The 24,011-nt window shown below is 58.6% G+C and carries 22 protein-coding genes; 10 read left to right on the top strand and 12 right to left on the bottom strand.

Going from position 1 to position 24,011, the window contains the following annotated elements; genetic code table 11:
* Positions 1-103: 103 nt before the first annotated feature.
* The gene (locus MUY35_RS10340) at positions 104-466 is read left to right on the top strand and encodes a VOC family protein (RefSeq protein WP_248367560.1); all 363 of its coding nucleotides are present in this window, start codon (positions 104-106) and stop codon (positions 464-466) included.
* 47 nt (positions 467-513) lie between these two features.
* Entirely contained in the window at positions 514-4,035 is a 3,522-nt protein-coding gene (gene dnaE, locus MUY35_RS10335) for a DNA polymerase III subunit alpha (protein WP_248367558.1), read from the top strand.
* A 68-nt stretch (positions 4,036-4,103) separates the two neighbouring features.
* Here dnaE and MUY35_RS10330 read toward each other — a convergent pair whose 3' ends face one another.
* Positions 4,104-4,298 carry a SlyX family protein gene (locus MUY35_RS10330; RefSeq protein ID WP_248368203.1) on the bottom strand — a complete coding sequence of 65 codons (195 nt, stop codon included), beginning with the start codon at positions 4,296-4,298 and terminating at the stop codon, positions 4,104-4,106.
* A gap of 158 nt (positions 4,299-4,456) precedes the next feature.
* Here MUY35_RS10330 and hisS point away from each other — a divergent pair, with 158 nt between their 5' ends.
* The 3 genes from hisS to hisG are packed head-to-tail and all read left to right on the top strand — an operon-like array spanning position 4,457 to position 7,723.
* The gene (gene hisS, locus MUY35_RS10325) at positions 4,457-5,932 is read left to right on the top strand and encodes a histidine--tRNA ligase (RefSeq protein WP_248367556.1); all 1,476 of its coding nucleotides are present in this window, start codon (positions 4,457-4,459) and stop codon (positions 5,930-5,932) included.
* Entirely contained in the window at positions 5,925-7,028 is a 1,104-nt protein-coding gene (locus MUY35_RS10320; protein ID WP_248367554.1) for an ATP phosphoribosyltransferase regulatory subunit, read from the top strand. The genes hisS and MUY35_RS10320 overlap by 8 nt, the downstream gene beginning before the upstream one ends.
* A complete protein-coding gene (hisG, locus tag MUY35_RS10315) occupies positions 7,025-7,723 on the top strand; it encodes an ATP phosphoribosyltransferase (RefSeq protein WP_248367552.1) in 699 nt (232 codons plus the stop codon). The genes MUY35_RS10320 and hisG overlap by 4 nt, the downstream gene beginning before the upstream one ends.
* 13 nt (positions 7,724-7,736) lie before the next feature.
* Here the strand turns inward: hisG and MUY35_RS10310 are convergent, their stop codons facing one another.
* The 4 genes from MUY35_RS10310 to trpS form a co-directional block, all read right to left on the bottom strand.
* Positions 7,737-8,378 (bottom strand): TIGR02453 family protein, encoded by a 642-nt coding sequence (locus MUY35_RS10310; RefSeq protein ID WP_248367549.1) that lies wholly within the window; start codon positions 8,376-8,378, stop codon positions 7,737-7,739.
* A 51-nt stretch (positions 8,379-8,429) separates the two neighbouring features.
* Positions 8,430-8,951 carry a hemerythrin domain-containing protein gene (locus MUY35_RS10305; protein ID WP_248367546.1) on the bottom strand — a complete coding sequence of 174 codons (522 nt, stop codon included), beginning with the start codon at positions 8,949-8,951 and terminating at the stop codon, positions 8,430-8,432.
* 92 nt (positions 8,952-9,043) lie between these two features.
* The gene (locus tag MUY35_RS10300) at positions 9,044-9,679 is read right to left on the bottom strand and encodes a CDGSH iron-sulfur domain-containing protein (protein WP_248367540.1); all 636 of its coding nucleotides are present in this window, start codon (positions 9,677-9,679) and stop codon (positions 9,044-9,046) included.
* A gap of 151 nt (positions 9,680-9,830) precedes the next feature.
* Positions 9,831-10,856, bottom strand: coding sequence for a tryptophan--tRNA ligase (trpS, locus tag MUY35_RS10295; protein ID WP_248367537.1), 1,026 nt, complete (start codon positions 10,854-10,856; stop codon positions 9,831-9,833).
* Positions 10,857-10,955: 99 nt separating this feature from the next.
* On the opposite strand from trpS, the gene MUY35_RS10290 reads away from it, so the two are divergent.
* A complete protein-coding gene (locus MUY35_RS10290; RefSeq protein ID WP_248367534.1) occupies positions 10,956-11,642 on the top strand; it encodes a rhomboid family intramembrane serine protease in 687 nt (228 codons plus the stop codon).
* Between the two features lie 6 nt (positions 11,643-11,648).
* Here MUY35_RS10290 and murJ read toward each other — a convergent pair whose 3' ends face one another.
* From murJ to MUY35_RS10275, 3 genes are read right to left on the bottom strand one after another with little or no spacing between them, the layout of a single operon-like run.
* Positions 11,649-13,187 (bottom strand): murein biosynthesis integral membrane protein MurJ, encoded by a 1,539-nt coding sequence (murJ, locus tag MUY35_RS10285; protein ID WP_248367531.1) that lies wholly within the window; start codon positions 13,185-13,187, stop codon positions 11,649-11,651.
* Positions 13,187-15,970, bottom strand: a complete 2,784-nt coding sequence (locus MUY35_RS10280; protein WP_248367527.1) for a [protein-PII] uridylyltransferase — start codon at positions 15,968-15,970, stop codon at positions 13,187-13,189. Before MUY35_RS10280 ends, murJ begins: the two co-directional genes overlap by 1 nt.
* Positions 15,957-17,129, bottom strand: coding sequence for a penicillin-binding protein activator (locus MUY35_RS10275; protein WP_248367516.1), 1,173 nt, complete (start codon positions 17,127-17,129; stop codon positions 15,957-15,959). The genes MUY35_RS10280 and MUY35_RS10275 overlap by 14 nt, the downstream gene beginning before the upstream one ends.
* A gap of 81 nt (positions 17,130-17,210) precedes the next feature.
* On the opposite strand from MUY35_RS10275, the gene rsmI reads away from it, so the two are divergent.
* From rsmI to MUY35_RS10255, 4 genes are read left to right on the top strand one after another with little or no spacing between them, the layout of a single operon-like run.
* The gene (gene rsmI, locus MUY35_RS10270) at positions 17,211-18,068 is read left to right on the top strand and encodes a 16S rRNA (cytidine(1402)-2'-O)-methyltransferase (RefSeq protein WP_248367514.1); all 858 of its coding nucleotides are present in this window, start codon (positions 17,211-17,213) and stop codon (positions 18,066-18,068) included.
* Positions 18,065-18,418 (top strand): YraN family protein, encoded by a 354-nt coding sequence (locus MUY35_RS10265; RefSeq protein ID WP_248367494.1) that lies wholly within the window; start codon positions 18,065-18,067, stop codon positions 18,416-18,418. The genes rsmI and MUY35_RS10265 overlap by 4 nt, the downstream gene beginning before the upstream one ends.
* Positions 18,419-18,478: 60 nt before the next feature.
* Positions 18,479-19,420 (top strand): glutathione synthase, encoded by a 942-nt coding sequence (gene gshB / locus MUY35_RS10260; protein ID WP_248367491.1) that lies wholly within the window; start codon positions 18,479-18,481, stop codon positions 19,418-19,420.
* Positions 19,417-20,349: an alpha/beta hydrolase gene (locus MUY35_RS10255; protein WP_248367488.1), complete on the top strand. Its 933-nt coding sequence runs from the start codon at positions 19,417-19,419 to the stop codon at positions 20,347-20,349. Before gshB ends, MUY35_RS10255 begins: the two co-directional genes overlap by 4 nt.
* On the opposite strand, the gene MUY35_RS10250 is transcribed toward MUY35_RS10255, so the two are convergent.
* The 4 genes from MUY35_RS10250 to cobU are packed head-to-tail and all read right to left on the bottom strand — an operon-like array spanning position 20,309 to position 23,937.
* A complete protein-coding gene (locus MUY35_RS10250) occupies positions 20,309-21,829 on the bottom strand; it encodes a YifB family Mg chelatase-like AAA ATPase (protein WP_248367485.1) in 1,521 nt (506 codons plus the stop codon). The genes MUY35_RS10255 and MUY35_RS10250 overlap by 41 nt on opposite strands.
* Positions 21,830-21,883: 54 nt before the next feature.
* Positions 21,884-22,756 carry a glutathione S-transferase gene (locus tag MUY35_RS10245; protein WP_248367483.1) on the bottom strand — a complete coding sequence of 291 codons (873 nt, stop codon included), beginning with the start codon at positions 22,754-22,756 and terminating at the stop codon, positions 21,884-21,886.
* A gap of 57 nt (positions 22,757-22,813) precedes the next feature.
* Positions 22,814-23,398: a histidine phosphatase family protein gene (locus MUY35_RS10240; RefSeq protein ID WP_248367481.1), complete on the bottom strand. Its 585-nt coding sequence runs from the start codon at positions 23,396-23,398 to the stop codon at positions 22,814-22,816.
* Entirely contained in the window at positions 23,395-23,937 is a 543-nt protein-coding gene (cobU, locus tag MUY35_RS10235) for a bifunctional adenosylcobinamide kinase/adenosylcobinamide-phosphate guanylyltransferase (protein ID WP_248367479.1), read from the bottom strand. The genes MUY35_RS10240 and cobU overlap by 4 nt, the downstream gene beginning before the upstream one ends.
* Positions 23,938-24,011: the final 74 nt, after the last annotated feature.

The raw sequence follows: 24,011 nt of genomic DNA, 5'->3' as shown, positions 1-24,011 counted from the left end.
TCTTCGCACCTGCGGCAATTCTCCTTTTGCGGGAGGGCTTTGGAGGTTGCTGCGATCCATGAGATATAGTATGCAATAGCATACATTATATTGCAGGTGCACGATGCTTACCAGCCTTCACCACATCCAACTCGCCATGCCTGAAGGCCAAGAGGGCCGGGCGGGTGCGTTTTATGTCGACCTGTTGGGCTTAAGCCCCGACCCCAAGCCAGACGTATTAGCAAAGCGCGGTGGGGTTTGGTTTCGTGGTGGCAATGTGCGCGTTCATTTGGGGGTTGAGACGCCGTTCATCCCTGCAAAGAAAGCCCACCCGGCTTTCCAATGCGACGACCTGGACGGGCTTGCGCAGAGGTTGGAGAAGGCAGCTTACCCCGTAAAATGGGACGCAGATCTAAACGGTTTTCGCCGTTTCTATTCGGTCGACCCGTTTGGAAACCGTATCGAATTTCTTCAACCCGTCCCTTAACCGTTTCTGCGCTTCCCCCGCGCTGGGGGCTCGTCTAGGTTAAGCCTATGAAGAAACACCCGCGATTCATTCACCTGCGCGTTCACACAGAATATTCACTGCTGGAAGGCGCAATTCCGGTTAAGAAATTGCCGCGGCTTTGTGCCGCTGCGGGTATGCCTGCTGTCGCGGTGACCGATACGAACAACATGTTCGCAGCGCTTGAGTTTTCGGTCACGGCAGCGGGCGAAGGGGTGCAACCGATCATTGGCTGTCAGGTCGACGTGGTGTTTGACAGCCCCGCCCCTGGCGAGAAGGCGCGCGCGCCCGCGCCTTTAGTTCTGCTGGCGCAGAATGAGCACGGGTATGAAAACCTGATGAAGCTCAATTCTTGTCTTTATATCGACAAAGGTGGTGAGCTTCCGCAAGTCCAGTTGCACGAGCTTGAGACCTTTTCCGACGGGCTGATTTGCCTGACAGGTGGTGCCCTAGGCCCGGTTGGCCAGCTTCTGCAGGCAGGCCAGCGGCATAAGGCAGAGGCTCTGATGCAGCGATTGCACACCTGCTACGGCGACCGGCTCTATGTCGAATTGCAACGCCATCCGGGCGAAGGCGGGCAGCCGACCGAAGCCGAGCGTGCAACTGAACAGGGCTTTGTTGAAATGGCCTATGGGATGGGCATTCCCTTGGTTGCGACTAATGATGCCTATTTCCCAAAACAGAAACTGTATGAAGCCCATGACGCGCTAATTTGCATCAAGGAAGGCGCCTATGTCGACCAGCAGGAAGGCCGCCGCCGCCTGACCCCGCAACACTATTTCAAAAGCCCCGAGGAAATGATCACGCTGTTCGCCGATCTGCCCGAGGCGATAGAAAATACCGTCGAAATCGCGCGGCGCTGCGCCTTTATGGCCTATCGGCGCGACCCCATCTTGCCGAAATTCGCGGATGATGAGGTGAACGAGCTGCGCCGTCAGGCAAATGCCGGGCTGCAAGAACGCCTTTCGCTGATCCCGCATGCCGTGTCGGTCGAGGACTATCAGAAGCGGCTCGATTTCGAACTGGATATCATCGAAGGCATGGGGTTCCCCGGTTACTTCCTGATCGTTGCCGATTTTATCAAATGGGCGAAGGATCACGAGATCCCTGTGGGGCCGGGCCGTGGTTCTGGGGCCGGGTCACTTGTGGCCTATGCGCTGACGATCACCGACCTTGACCCGCTACGCTATTCGCTTCTGTTCGAACGGTTTTTGAACCCTGAACGAGTCTCGATGCCCGACTTTGATATCGACTTCTGCATGGACCGCCGGGAAGAGGTGATCCGCTATGTGCAAGAGAAATACGGCCGCGACAAGGTCGGTCAGATCATCACCTTCGGCGCGCTTTTGTCCAAAGCCGCTGTGCGCGATGTGGGTCGCGTGCTGCAAATGCCATATGGGCAGGTGGATCGCCTGTCCAAGCTGATCCCGGTCGAAGGCGTGAAGCCTGTGTCGATCGAAAAGGCGCTGGCGGATGAACCGCGCCTGCGCGAAGAAGCGCGCGCCGAAGAGGTCGTCGAGCGATTGCTGACCTATGGGCAACAGGTTGAGGGGCTGCTTCGCAACGCCTCGACCCACGCGGCGGGGGTGGTGATTGGTGACCGGCCATTGGATGCGCTGGTGCCGCTGTATCAAGATCCGAAATCCGACATGCCCGCGACCCAGTTCAATATGAAATGGGTTGAACAAGCCGGGTTGGTTAAGTTCGACTTTCTTGGCTTGAAAACGCTGACGGTCATTCAAAACGCGGTGGACCTGATCCGGGGGCAGGGGCGTGATATCCATACGGGTCCGAATGGTGAGGCGCTGTATGACCCACCCGAAGGCACCGAGAACGAGATCAACACAATCCCGCTGGACGATGAAGCGACCTACAAGCTTTATGCGGCAGCAAAAACAGTCGCCGTGTTTCAGGTGGAATCCAGCGGCATGATGGACGCGCTTCGGCGCATGAAACCCACCTGTATCGAGGATATTGTGGCGCTGGTGGCGCTGTATCGCCCCGGCCCCATGGAAAACATCCCGACCTATTGCGAGGTCAAGAACGGACTGCGCGAGATCGAAAGCGTCCACCCCCTGATCGACCATATCCTTGAAGAAACGCAGGGGATCATCGTCTATCAGGAACAGGTGATGCAGATCGCGCAGGTTATGGCGGGGTATTCCCTTGGCGGCGCGGACCTTTTGCGCCGCGCGATGGGTAAGAAGATCGCCGAAGAAATGGCCAAGGAGCGCCCGAAGTTTGAAAAGGGCGCCATGGAAAACGGGGTGCCCGCCAAAAAGGCGTCCGAGGTTTTTGACCTGCTGGAAAAATTCGCCAATTACGGTTTCAACAAATCCCACGCGGCCGCCTATGCCGTGGTCAGCTATCAGACCGCATGGTTGAAAGCGAACCACCCTGTTGAATTCATGGCCGGCGTGATGAATTGCGACATTCACCTGACCGACAAGTTGTCCGTCTATGCCCACGAGGTGCGCCGGGGCATGGACATCGAGATCGTGCCACCCTGCGTCAACCGTTCGCTTGAGATGTTCAGCGTGGATCAGGGCCGTGTTGTCTTTGGGCTGGGTGCACTGAAGAACGTCGGCATCGAGGCGATGAAGCTTGTCGTCGAGGGGCGTCGCGTGGACGGGGTCGATAAGCCTTTCGCTACACTTTACGACTTCGCACGTCGCGTCGACCTGAAACGCGTCGGCAAACGGCCGATGGAGATGTTGGCCCGCGCCGGAGCGTTCGACCAGCTTGACCCAAACCGACGCAGCGTTTTTGACAGTCTGGACGCATTGGTCAGCTATTCGGCCGCGATCCATGAGCAACGCGCGTCCAATCAGGTGTCTTTGTTCGGGGAGGCGGGCGACGATCTGCCCGAGCCCCGCTTATCACCGGTTGGGGATTGGTTGCCGAACGAGCGGCTGGCAGAGGAGCATAAGGCCATTGGCTTCTATCTGTCGGGCCATCCGCTTGATGACTATTTGCCAGCCTTGAAACGCAAGGGCGTGATGACGCTGAAAGAACTGCGTGACAAAGCCGAACGGACCGGTGCGGCTGTGGGCAAAGTGGCGGTGAACGTCAGCGGATTGCAGGCGCGCAAGTCAGCACGTGGTAACCAGTTCTTTCGCCTGAACATTGACGACCCGACCGAACAAGTGTCGGGGATTTTGCTGTTTGCGGACGACTTCGAAGCCTGCCGCAAGGTGTTTGACGAAACCATGCAGGTCGTCATGCAGCTTGAAGGCCGGTTCGAGGAAGGCCAATTCGACCCGCGCGGCCGTTCCGTCGCCCCCTTGGATGCGGTGATTGCCGATGCGGGGGGTATGGCGCTGAAACTGTATCTGGACCAAGCCGACGCGCTGACACAGGTTGCTAATCTTTTGAAAGATGCGGCTGAAAAAGCGCGAAATATTCGCCCCGGGGAAGTGTCTATCTGTCTGATGGACCCGTCCCTGCCGGGGGAAGTCGAGATGACATTGGGCCAACCCTTCCCGCTGAACCCCCAGATCAAAGGCGCGTTGAAGTCGTTGAATGGCGTGATTGATGTGGAGGAGGTTTAAGGGGCTTTGCCCCTCGCGGCGTTGCGGCTCACCCCAGGATATTTACGGCCAGAAGAAGCTAGCGGGGGTCAGTAATGCGGCGGACGTTCGTCGCCCAAGACAACGCCACCGGAGTTGCCAGCCTCACGCTCTGCTTCCCGCTCCATCAGCATCCGCACGCGATGCGTCATTTTTGACAGTTCGGTATCTTGGCGGGTGACAACCTCGTTCAGCTCCTCAACCTGACGGGTCAGGTGGGCGATGGTTTCTTCAAGTTGGGTCAGGCGTTCTTGTGTCATGGCCGCGTGATAGCGTGGCTTGTCGGCAAGACCCAGCAGTTTTTATCGGCTGGGGCAAATCGTGAAGTCCGGCAGGCTTTCCTTGCCCCTGACGCGCCCATCCGCTAGACCGCCCGCGACACTTACACGAACCGGGACCAGCCATGGCCAAGCAGAAAAAACAGCCCCGCCCCCAAGCGATCACGCCCAAGGGGTTTCGCGATTATTTCGGCGCAGAGGTGGACGAGCGGAAACGGATGCTCGACCAGATTGCGACGGTGTATCATCGCTATGGCTTTGACGCGCTGGAAAGCTCTGCCGTGGAAACGGTCGAGGCGCTGGGGAAATTCCTGCCCGACGTGGATCGTCCAAATGAAGGTGTCTTTGCGTGGCAGGACGAAGACGAAAGCTGGCTGGCGCTGCGCTATGATCTGACCGCGCCCCTGGCGCGTGTTTATGCGCAGCATCGCAACGATCTGCCGACACCCTATCGTCGCTATGCGATGGGGCCGGTTTGGCGCGATGAAAAGCCGGGACTGGGGCGGTTTCGGCAGTTTTATCAATGTGATGCGGATACCGTCGGTAGCGCGAGTATGGCAGCGGATGCCGAGATTTGTGCGTTGCTAGCAGATACGTTGGAAACTGTCGGCATTCCGCGCGGCGATTATGTGGTGCGGGTGAATAACCGGAAGGTTTTAAACGGTGTGTTGGAGGTGATGGGCGTAGACGAAGGCCCTACCCGCGATGCAGTTCTGCGCACCATCGACAAGTTCGACAAGGTGGGCGAGGCCGGCGTGCGCGAGCTTCTGGGCAAGGGCCGTCTGGATGCTTCGGGCGCGTATATTGATGGGGTTGGGCTGTCGGATGAAAAGGTCGAACCGGTATTGGCGTTCCTGACGTCGAAAGGGGAAACCGCCGATCAGACACTTGAGAACTTGCGCGCTTCCGTGGGCGACAGTGCCATTGGCGCGCAGGGCGTGGCCGAGCTGGACGAGATCGCGACCCTGTTGCACGCGCAGGGCTATGGCCCCGACCGCATCGTCATTGACCCCTCGGTCGTGCGCGGTCTTGGCTATTACACGGGTCCGGTCTTTGAGGTTGAGCTAACTTTCGAAATCCTCGACGAAAAGGGACGCCCGCGGCAGTTCGGGTCGGTTGCAGGCGGTGGTCGCTATGACGACTTGGTCAAGCGCTTCACCGGGCAGGCTGTTCCGGCCACTGGCGTCTCGATTGGAGTCGACCGATTGCTGGCGGCACTACATGCGAAGGGTCGCTTGGGCGGCAAGGCTGTTGGCCCCGTCGTCGTGACCGTCATGGATAAATCGCGCCTTGCCGATTATCAGGCAATGGTGGGCGAATTGCGCCAAGCTGGCATTCGTGCCGAGATCTATTTGGGCAATCCGAAGAATTTCGGCAATCAGTTGAAATATGCTGATAAGCGCGACTCTCCTGTGGCGATTATCGCCGGTTCTGAAGAGTTCGATGCAGGAAAAGTGCAAATCAAAGATCTTGTGCTTGGTGCAAAAATTGCCGAAAGCGCGACGCTAGAGGAATGGAAAGAACGCCCCAGCCAGTTTGAATGCGATCGCGCCGATTTGGTCGCCAAAGTGCGCGAAATCATCGATGCGTCCGATGACTGACAAGGCGCGCATACGCACCGAAGCGGCGCGGTTTTTGCAGTTCTTCCAAGATCGCGGCGCGTGCGTTGTCGAGGCCGATATTTTGCAGCCCGCTGAAACCCTTCTGGACCTTTACGGCGAAGACATCCGCGCACGCGCCTTTGTCACCCACGACCCGGATTTCGGCGAAGCAATGATGCGCCCGGACTTCACGGTTCCCGTCGTGCAGATGCACATGGCAGTCGGGGCCGAACCCGCGCGCTATGCCTATATGGGCGAGGTGTTTCGCGCACAGGAAGAAGCCACGCACAGGGCGTCCGAATATTTTCAGGTCGGCTATGAAGTTTTTGACCGCGCGGCACCGATTGAGGCCGACGCCGAAGTTTTCGCGCTGCTAAAAGAGGTTCTGGAACCGTTGAACCTGCGCGCAGCCACTGGCGATATGGGCTTGCTGTTGGCGGCTGTTCGCGGCCTGGCGACGACGGATCGGCGCAAGGCTGCCCTGCTGCGCCACGTTTGGCGCCCGCGTCGGTTCCGGGCGCTGCTTGACCGGTTCGCAGGGCGCGCGCCTTTGCCTGAAGGGCGCGAGGCGATGTTGGCTATGAAGACCCCATTGGCGGCGGGCATCACTCATATCGGTCTAAGATCACCAGCCGAGATCGCTGAGCGGATCAATGCCCTGCACGAAGACGCCGCTGCGCCGCCGATTTCCCAGCAGGAGGTCGAGTTGCTTGATGACCTGCTTGGCTTGCGCGAAACCACCGAGAATGTGTTGGAGCATCTGCGCGACATTGCCGTCGACATGCCCGCCATCGCCGATGCCGTCGATCGCTTAGAGATGCGCGCCGAGGCCTTGACCAAACACGGGGTCGATGTGGGTACGCTGGATTTCGAAGGCAGCTATGGCCGCACGTCGATGGAGTATTACGACGGCTTCGTTTTTGGCTTCTACGCCGAGAACCGACCCGACCTACCGCCTGTTGCGACTGGCGGGCGCTATGACGCGCTGACGCGTGTGCTGGGCAATCAGAACGGTGAAAGACGTGACATTCCGGCTGTTGGCGGCGTTATCCGCCCCGAACTGACACTAGAACTGACGGGTGAGGCGGCGCAATGACCTTGAAACTGGGTGTGCCCTCGAAGGGTCGGTTGATGGAAAAGACGTTTGACTGGTTTGGTGCCTCGGGCATTGAATTGGCGCGGACCGGGTCCGATCGGGAATATGCCGCCGCGGTCGACGGCATCGACGGCATAGAGTTGGTGCTTTTATCCGCTGGCGAAATCCCGCGCGAACTGGCCGCTGGGCGCATTCATCTGGGCGTTACCGGATCAGATCTTGTGCGCGAGAAATTGGGCGCATGGCAAGAAAAAGTTGTGGAACTCGCGCCGATGGGGTTCGGCCATGCCGATCTGATCATCGCGGTGCCAAAATGTTGGGTCGATGTGACCACGCTGGATGATCTGGACGCTGTTGCCGCCGCCTTCCGGGCGCGTCACGGTTTCCGCCTTCGCATCGCGACCAAATATCACCGCTTGATCCGTGATCACCTGCGCGATCACGGTGTGGCAGATTATCAATTGGTCGACAGTCAGGGCGCGACCGAGGGCACTGTTAAAAACGAAACAGCCGAGGCGGTGGCGGACATCACCTCGACCGGTGAGACGTTGCGCGCCAACCACTTGAAAATCCTGTCAGGCGGCCCGGTGCACAAAAGTCAGGCGACATTGTTTAAATCGCGAAAGGCGGATTGGTCTGACGCAGATCGAGCCACCCTGAACTTGCTTTGCCGCAAGCTGGCGATCCACGACTAGGGGTCGCCTTGTATTAGGTTGGTAAGACGCGGACCATCCAGTTTCGCACCGGATCGAAAACCTGCATTGCATCACCGATAGCTGCCGGCGCGTCCACGCCGAAAGCCCGGTCCAATGGCAGCCCATCGTGCCAAAGGGCAAGCCCTTTGCGGCGCAACAAGTCTGCATTGGCGTGGTCGGTGGGGTGGGGCGATGGCACCCGTTTCAACTCGGGCTCTGACAGCCGCAACCCGCCATTGTTTGCCGGGTTCAACAATATTGATAACTTGTCGCCATCTGGCCCAGCGACGCGGTCGCGCCACTGCGTCAATTTGGATTTATCAAAGGCAAACACCCCGTAGCCAATGGTTAGCGTGTCAGGTTGCAGGCCAAACATCCACGCGGCCCCCGTCGCCGTATCAGTGAAACTGATGTGAACATGCGCGTTATAGGGGGTTTTGTCCCTGGAAAATCGCAGGTCCCGGTGGATGCGAAACACTTTGCTGGTGGCTTTGGTGTCATACCGCGCCGCAAGTCGCGGGGCGAGGTCATCGCAGAATTGCGTGGCTGCGTCTTTCACATGCGTGACATAGCGCGCTTTGTTGGCCGCAAACCAGTCTTTCGAATTGCTGGCCTGCAAGTCCTTCAGGAATGACACAGTTTCTCTCGTGAACATCGCGAGCCTCCTTTCTGTGATGCCAGAGCCTTTTAGCACTGGCATCTATTTTTAGCCCCGCATTTTGTGATGCAACAAGATTGGCACGACCAAATCTTCTTCGTCGCTGAGGTGGCGCAACAGAAATCCCTGAAGCACCGCTGTCATATCCCGCACCGCGTGGGCTTCTTCGCGGGCTTGCGCCTCGTCGAGTTGGGTCAGCGTCACCACCCGGTTGGCTTTCCGGGTGAACTGATCCAGCAAGTCGTCCAGAACCACATGATCGGTTTCCAGCGTGTCCAACCCGCTGTCGAACCGCGCATCGGCAGACGACAATTCCGGAAAGAAGCTGCGGTCTTCCCAATTGTGGTGCCCATGCAGGTTTCGCACCAACAAGTTGCCATACTGCGACAGGCGCCTTGCATGGTCTTCGGGCGCGATCTGCTTGTCCAGATACCCTTCGGCGTTTGCGCGTACCAATTCTGCCAGTTGACCGAACATGATATGAGCCCCCATCCAGTTCTGAATGGACGCGGCGAAATTCGGGTGATCCGGCCACGCGTCGCGTGGATAGTCCCGAAGCAGGAGGCGCATGTCCTCAGGCAAAGCCTCCTGTCTTATGGTTGGCATGTGTGTCATAGAGACACAGATAATGTTATGTTATTACAATTCAAGGCCTGCCAAGATCAGGACGGCGCATCCTTGAATCCAATACCTTTGTGGCTGCCGTCACAGAAGGGTTTGTTCTTGGATGCACCACAGCGGCACATGAACGCCTTTGCGACCTTCGTGATCCGCTTGCCGGTGCCGGTGCAGATCTCGACGTTTCCATCTATCTTCAATGGGCCATCCGGTACGCGATCAACCTGCGTAGTGCCGCCTTGCTCATCGGCTTCAGTTGGCGCTTTCGGGGAGGGCTCTCCTGTCGTAACAAACCCAGCCTCGACATGGCTGTAATCGCAATAGGGCTTGTTCTTCGACTGTCCACAGCGGCACAGAGCGACGCGCGTTTGCGGATCACCACCTTCAACAGAGACCTCGCCCGCTAAAATCAGAGGCCCGTTTTCCCAAACAGCCAACCGGTTTATTTTTGGCGGTTTCTCATTGCCTCCATCAGTGCGCTGGAAGGTTAGCGCGCCAGACGGGCAGGTGCGGATCATCGCGGCCACCTCCTCGGCCGGGGCGGCGTCGGGCTGCACCCAAGGGCGGTTTGACGGATCAAACACTTCGGGAAGCTGCAAAAAACAGTTTCTCGAATGGATGCATCGGCCAAGGTCGAAACCCACCGTGATGTCCTGACCTGTGTATTCTTTCCGTTTCATAGCGCGCGCTCCTCCAGTTGTTTGGCTGGAAGCCTAACTGACGACGCCTTGATCGCCAAATCCGACAAAACAAAAGGGGCGCAAGTTCCCCTGCGCCCTATTTTTTCTCACCAAAAACAACTTAGGTCCGGCGCATAGCCCCGGCGTGCCTTTACCCCCTGCGCGAGCGCAAAAAGCCCATGATTTCATAGGTCTGATCAAGGATCGGCTGTGCGATTGCCTCGGCCTTTTCGGCACCCTGCGCCAGAACGCGGTCAATTTCCGCTCGGTCATTCATCAAGCGCGCCATTTCGGTCGAGATGGGGCCAAGCTTTTCGACCGCGAGATCAGCCAAGGCCGGCTTAAACTTGCCCCAACCCGCGCCTGCATATTCCGCGATCACCGCCTCGGGCGAGGTTTCCGACAGGCCTGCATAAATATCCACGAGGTTGCGGGCCTCGGGTCGACCTTTCAGCCCATCAAGCGTCTCGGGCAGCGCGTCTGGATCGGTGCGCGCCTTCTTGAACTTCTTGGCGATTGTGTCGGCGTCATCGGTCATGTTGACCCGCTCCATGTCGCTTTCCCCCGACTTCGACATCTTCTTCGACCCATCACGCAGGTTCATCACGCGGGTCGCTGGGCCTTCGATGATCGGTTCGGGCAGTGGGAAGAAACCTTCCGCTCCGTAGTCGTGGTTGAACTTGGCCGCGATATCGCGCGTCAGCTCGACGTGCTGTTTCTGATCCTCGCCCACCGGAACGTGGGTTGCGTGATACAGCAAAATATCTGCCGCCATTAGCGCCGGATAGGCATAAAGCCCAAGCGATACCTTTTCCGCGTTTTTGCCAGCCTTGTCTTTGAACTGCGTCATGCGGTTCATCCAGCCCACGCGCGCGACACAGTTGAACAGCCATGCCAGCTCGGTATGGGCTGGCACCTGGCTTTGGTTGAACAAAACCGATTTCGTCGGGTCGATACCTGCCGCCAAATAGCCAGCTGTTACTTCGCGCGTTGCATCTTTCAGCTCTTTCGGGTCTTGCCAGACGGTGATGGCGTGCAGATCGACGACGCAATAGATTGCCTCGAAACCCTGCCCTTGCATGTCCACAAATCGCTTGATGGCACCAAGGTAGTTGCCCAATTGCAGCCCACCCGAAGGCTTGACGCCCGAAAAGACGCGCGGCGTGTGATTGGTCATGTTTTCACTCCGTCTGGATTTCTTATCCTTCGTCGCTTACCCATGTGAACAAGGGCCGTCAAGAAAGGCCCGCACAGAAGAGGCCAAGGAGAGCCCGATATGAGCAGTTATCGCGAAGAAAACCCTGTGAACCCCCTGCCACCTGTGGTGATCGCGCTGGCGGTCTTTTTAGTGGGGATCGAGATTGTCTTCTATGCCGGCAGCACCGGGTTGGTCGGCGGGCCGAAAGCGGCTGGCTGGCGCATCTCGATGATCGAAGAGTGGGGCTTTCGCGAACCCCTTTTCGCATGGATGATCGAAAATGGGCGGTTTCCCCTTCCGGATATGGCGCGCTTCGTGACCTATCCGTTTCTGCATCTAAGTTTCACGCATCTTCTGTTCGTGCTCGTTTTCTTGTTGGCGCTTGGCAAGATGGTGGGTGAAGTGTTCGCGCCCTTCGCGTTTCTGGTGGTGTTTTTCGGGGCGTCGATAGCCGGGGCGCTGGCCTATTGGGCGGTTTGGGACACGCCTGTGGTGCTATTTGGCGGCTATCCCGCCGTTTACGGCCTAATCGGTGCCTACACGTTTCTGTTGTGGACCAATCTTGCCGCGACAGGGGGCAACCAGCTGTCCGCCTTTCGCATCATAGCATTCCTGATGGCGCTTCAGTTGATCTTTGGCCTGTTGTTTGGCGCCGGGCTGACATGGGTGTCCGAGATTGCAGGCTTTGCCGCAGGCTTCGGGCTGTCCTTTCTGGTCAGTCCGGGCGGCTGGTCGAAAGTGCTGGTGCGGCTCCGCAAGCGATAGCTGCGCTTACCCCCGGCGAAAGGTGCTTTTGATTTCCGATAGGTGGAACGCTCCGAACAGTTGGCCCAGCAGGCCATAGGCGACGATTCCACCAACCACCAGCACGGCCAAGGCAATGATCTTCAAGCCTGCAATGCCGAACATCGGTCCCAGTATGATCACCATGATCCACAGGACCGCGCCCATCGCCCAACTTGCGGCTGCCATCCGCCAGAAGCGCCTCCAGAACCGGGCGTCGAACCGTGTGTCGTCGCCCATCCGTGCTGCCCCGATCCATGTCAGTCCGGTGATCGTCCAGCCTGCGACGGTGGTGCCGATCGCGGCGGCGATGAAGCCCAGCCAATAGCTTAGCCCGACGGCAATCACGAGGTTTACAATCATTCCGACAATGGCGAAACGAAACGGTGCGCGGGTGTTTTCACGGGCAAAATAGACCGACGCGAGCACTTTTTGCAGCACAAAAGCAGGCAATCCAGCCCCGTAGATCGCGGTGGCCAGCGCTGTGTAAGCCGTGTCGTCTGCGGTGAAAGCACCGCGCTGAAACAGCACCTCGATCAGTTGAGTCGACACCACCATCAAGGCAACTGCAGCCGGGAAGGTCAGCGCCAGCGACAGTTCGCCCGCACGGCTGAGGGCATTTCGCCCGGCCAGATTGTCACCGGATCGTAGATTGCGCGACAGTTCAGGCAGCAGCACGATGCCGATGGCAATGCCGACGACACCCAAGGGCAGTTGATACAAACGGTCAGCATAATACAGCCATGCCACCGCTCCGTCGAAGAAACTGGCGACTTGCCGACCCACGAGCAGGTTGATTTGCGTGACCCCACCGGCAAGGGCCGCCGGGGCTGCAATAATGAAAAGGCGCTTCAGCTCAGGCGTCATATGCGGCATCCGCGGCATAAGGCGATAGCCCGCGCGGCTGGCTGCCACCCAGACCAGCGCAACCTGCGTAATCCCCGCCACGGGCACGGTCCAGGCCAGCGCGTCGCCGATGCTATAGCCGAAGAAATCGGCGATAAACATCGTCGAGATGAATATCACGTTCAAAAGCACTGGTGCAGCGGCGGCAGCCATAAACCGGCCTGTTGCGTTCAGCACCCCCGACAGAAGGGCCGCCAGCGAGATGAATAGGATATAGGGAAACGCGATGCGCCCATAGGTGACGGCCAGATCGAACCGGCTGTCATCCGCAAAGCCAGATGCCATCGCGTAGACCAGTGCGGGCATGAAAATCTGTGCAACAATCGAAAAGATGACAAGAATAAACGCCAGCCCGGAAAACGCGTCACGTGCGAACTCAAGTGCCCCCTCGCCGCCCTCATGCTTCTTGGAAAACATCGGCACGAAGGCCACGTTCAACGTGCCCTCGGCAAAGAAGCGGCGGAACATGTTGGGCAGGGAAAAGGCGATCAAGAACGCCTCGGCGACAGCCGATGACCCCAGAAACGCGCCGATCATAATGTCGCGCACAAAGCCAAGGATACGGCTGGCCATCGTCCATCCGCCCACGGTCATGAAGCCACGCGCCAGTCTGGAGGCCATTATGCGTTCGCCCTTTCGGCACTTTGTTCGATGGCTTGCCGCAGCTTGCTTTCGAGTTGGCTTTTCTTGTGTTCGGCCTGAATTTTCAGACCAAACATGTCTTTCACATAAAATGAATCGACCACCTGTTCGCCATATGTGGCGATCACCGCCGAGGCAATATAGATATTTGCATTCGCCAAGGTTCGTGTCAGGTCATGAAGCAATCCGGGGCGGTCGCGTGTGTCGACCTCGATAATCGTATAAATCTCGGACCCATCATTGTCGAAGGTGATATGGGTGGGCACCTTGAAGACCCGTTCGCGTTTTTTCAGCTTGTCGCTGTTGGCGTTGGCTTCGGTTGCAACCACCTCGCCTTTCAGCAAACGATGAAGCATCTTTTCGATGCGTTCCTTGCGGTCCACGTCGAACGGATGGCCTTCGGCGTCCTGAACCCAGAAACACGCGGTCGCATACCCGTCCTTCGAGGTATAGGTCCGCGCATCCACGATATTGGCGCGCACTGCCGTCAACGACCCCGCAATGCGCGAGAAGATACCCGGATGATCGGCCAGCGCGAAATACACCCGCGTCACGTCGCGTTCTTCGTCGGCGTAAATGTCGATGCGGACTTCGTCGTCCTTGATGCCGCGCAGCAGATTGGCAAAGACTTTGTGGGCGGTCACATGTAAGCCCTGCCAGTAGCTGTCATAGTGGCGTGAGGTTTCGGCGCGCAGGTCTTTTGCGGACCAGTCAGACAATTCCTGACGCAAGGCGCGTTTGGCCTCGGTGCCACGGGCGGCGCGGTTCAGATCCTCCATCCCGTCTTCCATCGCGCGCCGCGTCTGGTTATAAAGCGTGCGGATCAGCGTGGCCTTCCAGTTGTTCCACGTGTTGGGCCCAACCCCGCGAATGTCGCAGACGGTCAGCACGGTTAGAAGTTCCAGCCGCCGCATGGTTTTCACGGCCTTGGCAAAATCGCGCACGGTGCGCGGATCGGCGATATCGCGTTTCTGCGCCATGTCCGACATCAGAAGGTGATAGCGCACAAGCCACTCGACCGTCGCGCAGTCTTCCGCGTTCAAACCCAGTCGGGGGGCCACTTTGCGCGCGATCTGCGCCCCAAGGATCGAATGATCCTGCGGACGTCCCTTGCCGATATCATGCAGCAACATTGCCACCATCAAGACCTTACGATTTACGCCACGATTAATAATCTCGGTCGAGATCGGCAGTTCGTCCCCCAACTCGTGACGTTCAATCTGCGCGAAGTTTGAAATCACCTGTATCGTGTGTTCGTCAACCGTATAGGAATGATACATGTTGAACTGCATCATCGCCACGATGGGCTCGAATTCGGGGATGAAGGCGGCCAGCACGCCCAACTCGTTCATCCGGCGCAATGCGCGTTCTGGGTTGCCGTGTTTCAGCAACAGACCAAGGAAGATGCGATTGGCCACTTTATCGTTGCGCATCTCGTCGTCGATCAGATCAAGATTGGCCGACACCAGACGCATTGCGTCCGGGTGAATCAGCATACCGGTGCGCAGCCCTTCTTCGAACAACCGAAGCAGGTTTAGCTTGTCAGACAGGAAGGCGTCATCGTTGGCCACGCTAAGCCGTCCGTGTTTGACCTTATAACCCGACTTAACCCGTTTTCGCCGCTTGAACAGGCGCATCAGGGCAGGGGCTTCCTTCAGTTGCGCAGCCTCCAGCGCGCTGAGCACGATACGTGTCAGATCGCCGACCTGCGTGGCGTGCAAGAAGTACGCCTGCATGAAATGCTCAACCCCGCGCCGCCCTTCAGTGTCCTTGAACCCAAGGCGGTCGGCCACTTCGACCTGAAGATCGAAGGTCAACTGGTCTGTTGGCCGGTTCGTCGCAAGATGCAATTGACAACGCACCGCCCAAAGGAATTCTTCGGCTTCGCGGAACGTCGTGTATTCCTCTTCCGTGAACACGCCCTTGGACACGAGGTCTTCGTGTCGACTTACCCGGTGTTGGTATTTGGCGACCCAGAACAGGGTCTGCAAATCCCTTAACCCGCCTTTACCTTCTTTCACGTTGGGTTCGACCATATAGCGTTGATCACCCTGTTTTTCGTGGCGGGCATCACGTTCGGCTAGCTTGGCTTCGATGAATTCGGCAAGGGTGGATTCAAATAGTTGAGACCACAGTTGATCGTCCAGCTCTTGCGCCAGTTCTTCGTCACCGCAAACGGGCCGCTGTTCCAGCAATGCGGTGCGGATGGTGAAATCTTCGCGGCCAAGGCGCAGGCAATCTTCGATCGTGCGCGAGGCATGACCAACTTTCAGCCGCAAGTCCCAAAGCATATACAGCATGCTTTCAATCACGCTTTCGGCCCAGGGAGTAATTTTGTAGGGCGTCAGAAACAGCAGATCGACATCGGATTGGGGCGCCATCTCGCCCCGACCGTAACCACCGACGGCCAGCAGAGCGATGCGCTCGGACGCAGTGGGGTTTGGCAGTTTGTGCAACCGTTCGACAGCGACACGATGAACGAACGTGACGATCCCGTCGGTCAGGTAAGCATAGGCTGCAATGGCCGGATAGGCGACAAGCGGTCGTTCAGCCAATGCCGACGCGATGGCGTCGCGCCCGGCTTTCATTGCATCCCGCAATGCAGAAACTGTCGCGCTGCGTATGGCTGCGGCATCTTTCGCGTCGTCAAAAAGGGGCGCAAGCTGATCCCAGAGCGCGTCACCGTCAAAGATGTCGCGCGCTGGGCAGATCAGGTCAGGTTCCGGGTCGAATGCCGCCCGGTTGGGTTCAGAACCCGGCACCGCCGAAGCTTCTGGGTGCAGGGTCGATCACAACGACCTGATTGTTCCGAACCTGTGCAATTGCCAAGCCGCGTTCGTTGGTGCCATTGGGGCGCAGGCGGAAGATGCCGTTGACGCCCACGAACCCTTGCGACTGGGTCAAGGCGGTCGTGGTCAAGGCATTCGAACGGCCCGATTTCGCCAGCGCACCGATGGCGGCAATGCCGTCATAGGCTAGGCCGGCAATCGGGTGCGGTGAGGCGCCATAGCGCGCCTGATAGCGGCTGGCAAACCGGCTGGACAGGCCCGGATCGGGCAGCGCAAACCACCCGCCTTGAATGCCGGGCAGCGCCAGCGCATTCGACGGAATATCCCAGCGCTGCAGCCCGATAAACTGGGTCGAGGCAGGATTTACGCCATTTTCAGGCAGCAATCCGGCAAGGAAGGGCAATGCGCCCGACGTTCCCGACGTGAAGAACACCGATTGCGCACCTGAGCTTTTAACCTTCGAGCTGATCGCAGGCATCGCGTTGACGATCCCGTTCTGAGACAGCTCGAATGATGCGGTGCCAGCAAGCGTCGCGCCAGAGTTCGCGATTGCGGCGCGAATGGCGTTGCTGCCCTGAACCTCGGCCTGATCGTTTCCGTGCAGGACCATGATGCGGCCTTTGCCGCTGCGCGCTGCATAGCGCACTAGGCGGTTGGCTGTGTTTTCAAACGTGTTGCCTAGAACGAAGACGTTGCCGCCCGCGATACCGGTGTTGTTCGAGAAGCTCAGAACATTGACGTTCCGTCTTGCGACCGCGACACCGGCCGCGTTGGCGCTTTGCGCGAAAACCGGCCCAAGGATGACTTTCGCACCATCGTTCACCGCTTTGGTCGCCATGGCGGCTGCTTGATTCGGACTGCCGCCGGTGTTGTAGACGCGCAAATCGATCTCAACCCCCGACAGCTCTGCCATCGCCATGCGCGCTGCATTTTCCAAGGATGATGCAAGGTTTGCGTCATTGGCCGACCCAGACCCGCCGGGCACCAAAAGGGCCACAGGGACAGGCTTGCCGGGGTTGATGCTTTGGCCGCCCTGAGGGCCTTGAACGCCACAGGCAGCAAGCACGGTCAGACCTAATGCGGCAGCAAGATTGCCCAGCGCCTTGCGGGTACGAGCGAAAACAGAGAACATACAAAAATCCTTTTTCAGGCGCGGCATCAAACTGCCGTCGTAGACGGACGTATAATAGACTCAACAAACGACAGGTCCAGTGTGAAACCCCAGAACACCCAGCTTGACCCGGGCCTTTATCTTGTGGCGACGCCCATCGGCAATGCCCGTGACATCACACTTCGCGCGCTGGATGTGTTGGCGTCGGCGGATGTGATCGCGGCGGAAGATACGCGTACGACGCGAAAACTCATGGATATTCACGGTATCGCGCTGAATGGGCGGCGGCTGATTCCCTACCATGACCATTCAGGCGGGGCAGCGCGCGCCGGTATCGGGAAGCTGATCGCCGAGGGAAAGTCGGTCGCCTATGCCAGCGACGCCGGCAGCCCACTGATTGCCGATCCGGGCTTCGCATTGGCGCGCGATTTGACGGAAAGCGGACAATATGTGACCGCCCTTCCGGGCGCGTCTGCGACGCTTGCAGCACTTAGCCTGTCCGGCCTGCCGACCGACCGATTCCTGTTCGCGGGCTTTCCACCAGCGGCCAAGGGCGCGCGCGCGACATGGCTTGCAGAACTTCTGCCATTGCCCGCAACGCTCGTTTTCTTTGAAAGCGCCAAGCGCATTCAGAAATTGTTAGCTGAATTGTGTTCCTCTGGGGCAGGCGAGCGTCAGGCGGCTGTGTGCCGTGAGCTGACGAAGAAATTTGAAGAGGTGAAGCGCGGCACGGTTGCCGAACTGGCGGAACAACTGGCCGAAAAGCCAATCAAAGGCGAAGTTGTCTTTGTGTTGGATCGTCCGGGCGAGGTGCAGGACGAAGGCGCAATGGAAGGTATGTTGGTGCAGGCCATGGCAGATATGTCGATGAAGGATGCGGTTAACGCTGTGTCACAAGCGCTGGGCCTTCCACGCCGCAAGGTCTATCAGGCTGCGCTTGAACTTGGGCGGCAGGGATGAGCGGACTTACATCTTATCTGTCGGGCCAAGCTGCCGAAAACACAGTGGCCGCAGACTATGAACGCCGAGGTCAAAAGGTCGTGGCGCAAAGATGGCGCGGCACGTTTGGCGAGGTCGATTTGGTCGCGCGCGACGGTGACACGGTTGTGTTTATCGAGGTGAAGAAATCCCGTGACTTTCTGCGCGCTGCTGAACGGATCACACCGGCTCAGCTACAGCGCATTCATGCGACGGCCTGTGAATTTCTGGAAAACGAACCCAAAGGCCAGCTGACTCCCAGCCGGTTTGACGTTGCATTGGTCAACGCTCAAGGCGCGACCGAAATCATTGAGAACGCATTGGCATATTGAACCCCATTGCGCATTTGCGCGCCCTGTCCCATGTAAGGGATATCAAAAAAGGAGCGTGCCATGCCGTTGAAAGTCGCCATTCAGATGGATCCGATCGATCATATTGATATCGATGGGGACAGTTCCTTTCGGATCGCGGAAGAGGCTCAGGCGCGTGGGCATTCGCTGTTTTACTACACCCCAGACCATCTCAGCTATCGCGAAGGGCGGGTATTTGCGCGTGGCTGGCCGCTGACCGTTCGCCGTGAAAAGGGCAATCACTTCTCGTTGGGCGATCAAGTTGATGTTGAGCTAAGCACCTTTGACGTTGTCTGGCTGCGTCAGGATCCGCCATTTGACATGGGCTACATCACCACAACCCATATTTTGGAAATGGTTCATCCGAGCACGCTTGTTGTGAACGACCCATTCTGGGTGCGGAACTATCCCGAAAAGCTGCTGGTGTTAGAGTTTCCTGACCTCACGCCCCCGACAATGATCGCGCGCGACTTTGATACTCTTCAATCCTTCAAGGCCAAGCACGGTGATATCATCCTGAAGCCGCTTTACGGCAATGGTGGCGCGGGTGTGTTCCGTCTGGATGACAATGATCGCAACCTCGCATCGCTGCACGAGCTTTTCGCGGGCATCAATCGCGAACCTTTGATTGCGCAGAAATTCCTGTCTGATGTCGCGAACGGCGATAAGCGGATCATATTGGTTGACGGCGAACCTGTCGGCGCGATCAACCGTGTGCCTGCGGCAGGGGAAACTCGATCCAACATGCATGTCGGCGGGCGACCTGAAAAAGTTGGCATGACAGAACGAGATTTGGAGATTTGCGCCGCCATCGGCCCGCTTTTGCGTGAAAAGGGGCAAGTATTTGTCGGGATCGACGTGATTGGCGACTACCTGACCGAGATCAACGTGACCTCGCCAACCGGCATTCAGGAACTCGAACGCTTTGACGGCGTAAACATCGCCGAAAAAATCTGGCAAGCGATCGAGGCGCGCCGGGTGTGAGCCTGCAACTGACAGCGGCCAAGCTTTTCTCGCGGTTGTTTGTCAAAACGCGCCTGCGTCATCTTGACGATCCTGTCCCCGCGCGCCGTGAGTTGGAGCGCGCCGCCGACCGGATATTTCGCGCGCCGCCATTTGCTTGGTATCGCAAGGTGGCGTTGGGCGACCATCTCACTGCATTGTGGATTGAAGCGCGGCCAGCCTCGCGACCAACGCCAAGCGACAAGGTCATTTTGTATCTTCACGGTGGCGGCTTTATTGCGGGGTCACCGCAGACCCATCGCAAGATGTTGGCAAGGCTGTCCTGGCTGACCGGCATTCGGATATGTGCGCCAGATTACCGCAAAGCACCTGAACATCCGTTTCCCGCGGCGGTCGATGATTGCGTGACGGCTTACAAGGCGTTGATGGCGCAAGGCTACCCGCCAGACAACATCATCGTCGGGGGCGACAGTGCAGGCGGCGGGCTGACTTTTTCACTGCTCGCCGGTATTGACGGCAGACTACCTGCGCCGCGCGCCGTCTTTGTGTTCTCTCCGATCGTGGATTTGCGGTTTACCTCGCCTTCGTTTGAGAAAAATAAGACGAAAGACCCGCTGCTGCCGACCGAGAAGCGCAATCTGGTTGTCGACAGTTATCTGGGCGCGCACCCCGCTGATGATGTCGCCGCTTCGCCGATCTTGCACAATTTCAAGTCACCGCCACCCGCCTTTTTTCAGTTCTCGTCGACCGAAATTCTGCGCGATGAAAGCCTTCGCATGGCCGAGGTTCTGCGTGCCGCCGGTGGGCAGGTCGAGCTGGACGAATGGCCTGATGCCCCGCATGTCTGGGTCATTCTGGACGGCTGGATACCCGAAGCGCGCGAGGCGCTGCAGCGGGTGGCGGACTTCATCACCCGACAGTTTCGCGATGGGACACTATCCGAAAGCTAAGGGCTTCGGCCACGTGTTTGCGCGTCACATCCGGCGCTTCGGCCAGATCGGCGATGGTGCGCGCAACCCGCAAGACCCTGTGATAGCCGCGCGCGGACAGGCCAAACCGTTCCGACGCCTTGATCAAAACTTCGCGCCCGTCCTGATCGGGGCTGGCAAATTCGGTCAGCGTTCTTCCTTCAATGTCAGCGTTGGTGGCAACGTCCTCTAACCCCGCATAGCGTTCTGCCTGAATGGCGCGGGCATTGGTGACGCGCTGGGCGACGATTTGCGAGGGTTCTCCGTTTGCTGGCAGATCAAGGTCCTGAAAGGTGACGGGCGGCACTTCGACCCGCATGTCGAACCGATCAAGCAGCGGTCCCGAAATGCGCTGCATGTAATCCTCGCCACATATTGGCGCGCGACTGCAGGCCCGGTTGGGATCGGTCAGATGCCCGCATTTGCAGGGATTGGCCGCTGCGATCAGCAGGAAACGACTGGGATAACGCACATGCGCATTGGCACGCGCGACCGTGACATCGCCTGTTTCCAGCGGTTGGCGCAGGGTTTCCAGAACCTGGCGGCTGAACTCGGGAAATTCATCCATGAACAGCACGCCGTTATGGGCAAGGCTGATCTCGCCTGGTTTTGCACCGCGCCCGCCGCCCACGATGGCGGCCATGGACGCTGTGTGATGCGGGGCACGATAGGCGCGCGTTTGCGATATACCCCCGCCTTCCAGAAGGCCGGAAACCGATTGGATCATTGAGGTCTCAAGCGCCTCTGATGGCGACATGGGGGGAAGGATGCCGGGCAGGCGCGCGGCCAGCATCGACTTGCCCGATCCGGGCGGGCCGACCAGCAGAAGGTGATGGCGTCCGGCGGCGGCGATCTCTAACGCGCGTTTGGCACGTTCTTGGCCTTTCACGTCGAACAGATCTTTCGCGGTGGGGTCGGCAGTGATGCAACCGGGTTCGGCCACGGGCAACAGCGCTTGGCCGGAAAAATGTTGCAATACAGCAGCAAGCGACGGTGCGGCGTGCACCTTCGTGGCCCCGATCCATGCCGCCTCTGACCCGCAATCTTTTGGGCAGAACATCGACATGTCTTCTTCGGCGGCGGCCAAGGCGGCGGGCAGCGCCCCAACAACCGGCAGCAGGGTTCCGTCCAGTGCCAGCTCACCCAAGGCGACCACGTCAGCGATATCTTCTTTTGCCAAGATACCTGCCTCTGCCAACAGCGCCATGGCGATCGGAAGATCGAAATGCGACCCTTCCTTCGGGATATCGGCAGGCGACAGATTGATGACGATTTTGCGCGGGGGTAGGGCGATGGACATCGCAGACAACGCGGCGCGCACACGTTCCCGGGCTTCGGACACTGCTTTGTCAGGCAAGCCGACGATGGCGAAGCTGGGCAAGCCCGGTGACAAGGCGCATTGCACTTCGACCAGCCGCGCGCGGATGCCCTCAAATGCGACCGTGTTTATCCGAGCGACCATAACCGACCCCATTTTCTGTTGTGCACAGCCTAGGACGTCGTGGTTACTGAATGGTTAACCGGTCTGTGCGGCGACCATCGCCATGAAAGCAGGCCAAGCCTCGGGATCATTGATCGTTTTGTCGCGACAGGTGGGGTTGCAAAAGCCCCAGACTTTGCCATCCATTTCCAGAAAATCGGTCACAGGATCACCGGAATAAGGGCAAGCTGTGTTCACGGACGGGCCGTTGGCGTGTTTGGCGGAGCGGGGAGGTGGTCCGGGCCAATCAGCCAGCGTCAGGCCTTCGACATAGGGCACCGGGTCGTAACTATTCGTCAGCCCCAATGCACGCCATCGACGGAAGGCCGGATCCGACAGATGCGCGTCGACATATCCCTGCGCGGTGGGTGACACCGGCAGACCGAACCCGGCAATACGTGCCGCGACCGGGGCAAAAAACACGTCAGCCAGCGAGTAGTCACCGAAAAGCCATGGCCCGCCAGAGGCATTGATCGCCAGTGTCCACAGCTCTTCAATCCGCGCAAGATCCTCCAAGACGCTGTCCGAAGGCGCAAAGCCGACGACTTGACCCAAAAGTTGCATCGGGCATTCGGTCCGCAGGCTGCCAAAGCCCGAATGCATTTCGGCCGCGAGCCATCGTGCCGTGGCGCGCGCGTCTGCGTTGGCGGGCCACATGACAGCATCAGGATGGCGTTCGGCTAGGGTCTCGGCCATGGCTAGGGTGTCGCCCACCACAGTGTCGTCTGGGATGCGCATCACTGGTACCAGACGGGCAGGCGCCAACGGGGCCAGATCCTGTTTCATGGTGCCAGAGTATAGCCCGACAAGATGTGTGCGGTGCGGGATGGCGAACTTTTCAAACATAAGCCAACCGCGCAGGGACCAGCTGGAAAACGTGCGGTCGCCGATGTAAAGATCATAGGTCATCTGGAAAGCGTAGCGTGGATCGCCCGTCAAACAAATTCAGAATTGTGACGAAGTCAATCAGGGCTGGTGATTGATAGAGTGAATTGACCAGCGATCACCGTCCCAATCCAGCCGTGTGACTGACAGATTATCGATCTTATGTCCCAAGGCCGCATAAGCCGTCATGTTTCCGGCCCGTGCGATTTGCGTCAGGATGACGCCGAAATGGGCAACAGCGATGACATGACGGTGGTCTGAACTGTTGATTACATCGACCGTGTCCGACACCCGTGCGGACAGTTGGTTCCAGCTTTCACCGTTGGGCGCAAGATGATCGCCTGGGTCTTCCCAAAAGGCGCGGGAAAGGTCGGGATCGCGGGTCGCGACCTCGTCCCAATGCAGCCCGTCCCAATCGCCGAAATCAAATTCACGCAGGGTCTTTTGATGGGCGAGCCTTGTGCGCATAGCGGCGATAGCGTCCGCAGTTTCTACGGCCCGCGAAAGGTCGGATGATACCAGTGCTGCTTCATCCGGCAAGTGGTCTGACAGGCGAGACAGAGCAGCGTGATCGGACAGATCAGCAGGCAGATCGCGCCAGCCCACCATGTTCTCGGCGTGGGTTGGGCCATGGCGCACCCACCACCAACTAACCGGCCTGCTCATGGCAAACCTTTGGGACGCGCGCCTTTCAAAACAAGCGGAAGGCCAGCCATGACAGTGATCACCAGATCGGAACGCTTTGCAAGGCGTTGGTTAAGCTCGCCCTGTGCTTGGCGAAACCGTCGCGCCAGCGCGTTTTCAGGCACAATGCCCGCGCCGACCTCGTTTGACACAATGACAACCGGCGCATTGCGGGCCGTTAGGGCTGCAAGCAACTGGGCTTCGGCGTCGGGCAGGTCAGCCTCGGCAAACATCTGGTTGGACAGCCACATCGTGGCGCAGTCGAACAAGACAACCTCGGTCGGGTCTGCATCGCCAAGGGCGGGGGCGACATCGTCAAGAGCCTCAATCGTACGCCAGTTGGCACCGCGCCGCGATTTGTGGCGGGCTATTTTCGCCGACATCTCGGTGTCGTGCGCCTGCGCGGTCGCGACATAGACCAAGCTGCGCCCGGTCGCAGCGACCAGTCGTTCACCGTAATCGGATTTGCCCGAAGCCGCACCGCCCAGAATGAGCGTCAGAGGGGGAAGCGTGATCGTCATGGCGATTGCCTAGCACTGCGACACGTGGTCCGCCAAGACGAAAGCGCTTGAGGTGCCCCCCGGCTAGACATAGC

This window comes from Aliiroseovarius sp. S1339 (assembly GCF_023195695.1).
Classification (GTDB): Bacteria; Pseudomonadota; Alphaproteobacteria; order Rhodobacterales; family Rhodobacteraceae; genus Aliiroseovarius.
This window is presented reverse-complemented; position numbering and strand designations above follow the sequence as displayed.

Coding starts and splice junctions, on each gene's coding strand:
- MUY35_RS10340 (WP_248367560.1), top strand. CDS start 104: ATGCTTACCAGCCTTCACCACATCCAACTCGCCATGCCTGAAGGCCAA.
- dnaE (WP_248367558.1), top strand. CDS start 514: ATGAAGAAACACCCGCGATTCATTCACCTGCGCGTTCACACAGAATAT.
- hisS (WP_248367556.1), top strand. CDS start 4,457: ATGGCCAAGCAGAAAAAACAGCCCCGCCCCCAAGCGATCACGCCCAAG.
- MUY35_RS10320 (WP_248367554.1), top strand. CDS start 5,925: ATGACTGACAAGGCGCGCATACGCACCGAAGCGGCGCGGTTTTTGCAG.
- hisG (WP_248367552.1), top strand. CDS start 7,025: ATGACCTTGAAACTGGGTGTGCCCTCGAAGGGTCGGTTGATGGAAAAG.
- MUY35_RS10310 (WP_248367549.1), bottom strand. CDS start 8,378: ATGTTCACGAGAGAAACTGTGTCATTCCTGAAGGACTTGCAGGCCAGC.
- MUY35_RS10305 (WP_248367546.1), bottom strand. CDS start 8,951: ATGCGCCTCCTGCTTCGGGACTATCCACGCGACGCGTGGCCGGATCAC.
- MUY35_RS10300 (WP_248367540.1), bottom strand. CDS start 9,679: ATGAAACGGAAAGAATACACAGGTCAGGACATCACGGTGGGTTTCGAC.
- trpS (WP_248367537.1), bottom strand. CDS start 10,856: ATGACCAATCACACGCCGCGCGTCTTTTCGGGCGTCAAGCCTTCGGGT.
- MUY35_RS10290 (WP_248367534.1), top strand. CDS start 10,956: ATGAGCAGTTATCGCGAAGAAAACCCTGTGAACCCCCTGCCACCTGTG.
- murJ (WP_248367531.1), bottom strand. CDS start 13,187: ATGGCCTCCAGACTGGCGCGTGGCTTCATGACCGTGGGCGGATGGACG.
- MUY35_RS10275 (WP_248367516.1), bottom strand. CDS start 17,129: ATGTTCTCTGTTTTCGCTCGTACCCGCAAGGCGCTGGGCAATCTTGCT.
- MUY35_RS10265 (WP_248367494.1), top strand. CDS start 18,065: ATGAGCGGACTTACATCTTATCTGTCGGGCCAAGCTGCCGAAAACACA.
- gshB (WP_248367491.1), top strand. CDS start 18,479: ATGCCGTTGAAAGTCGCCATTCAGATGGATCCGATCGATCATATTGAT.
- MUY35_RS10250 (WP_248367485.1), bottom strand. CDS start 21,829: ATGGTCGCTCGGATAAACACGGTCGCATTTGAGGGCATCCGCGCGCGG.
- MUY35_RS10245 (WP_248367483.1), bottom strand. CDS start 22,756: ATGACCTATGATCTTTACATCGGCGACCGCACGTTTTCCAGCTGGTCC.
- MUY35_RS10240 (WP_248367481.1), bottom strand. CDS start 23,398: ATGAGCAGGCCGGTTAGTTGGTGGTGGGTGCGCCATGGCCCAACCCAC.
- cobU (WP_248367479.1), bottom strand. CDS start 23,937: ATGACGATCACGCTTCCCCCTCTGACGCTCATTCTGGGCGGTGCGGCT.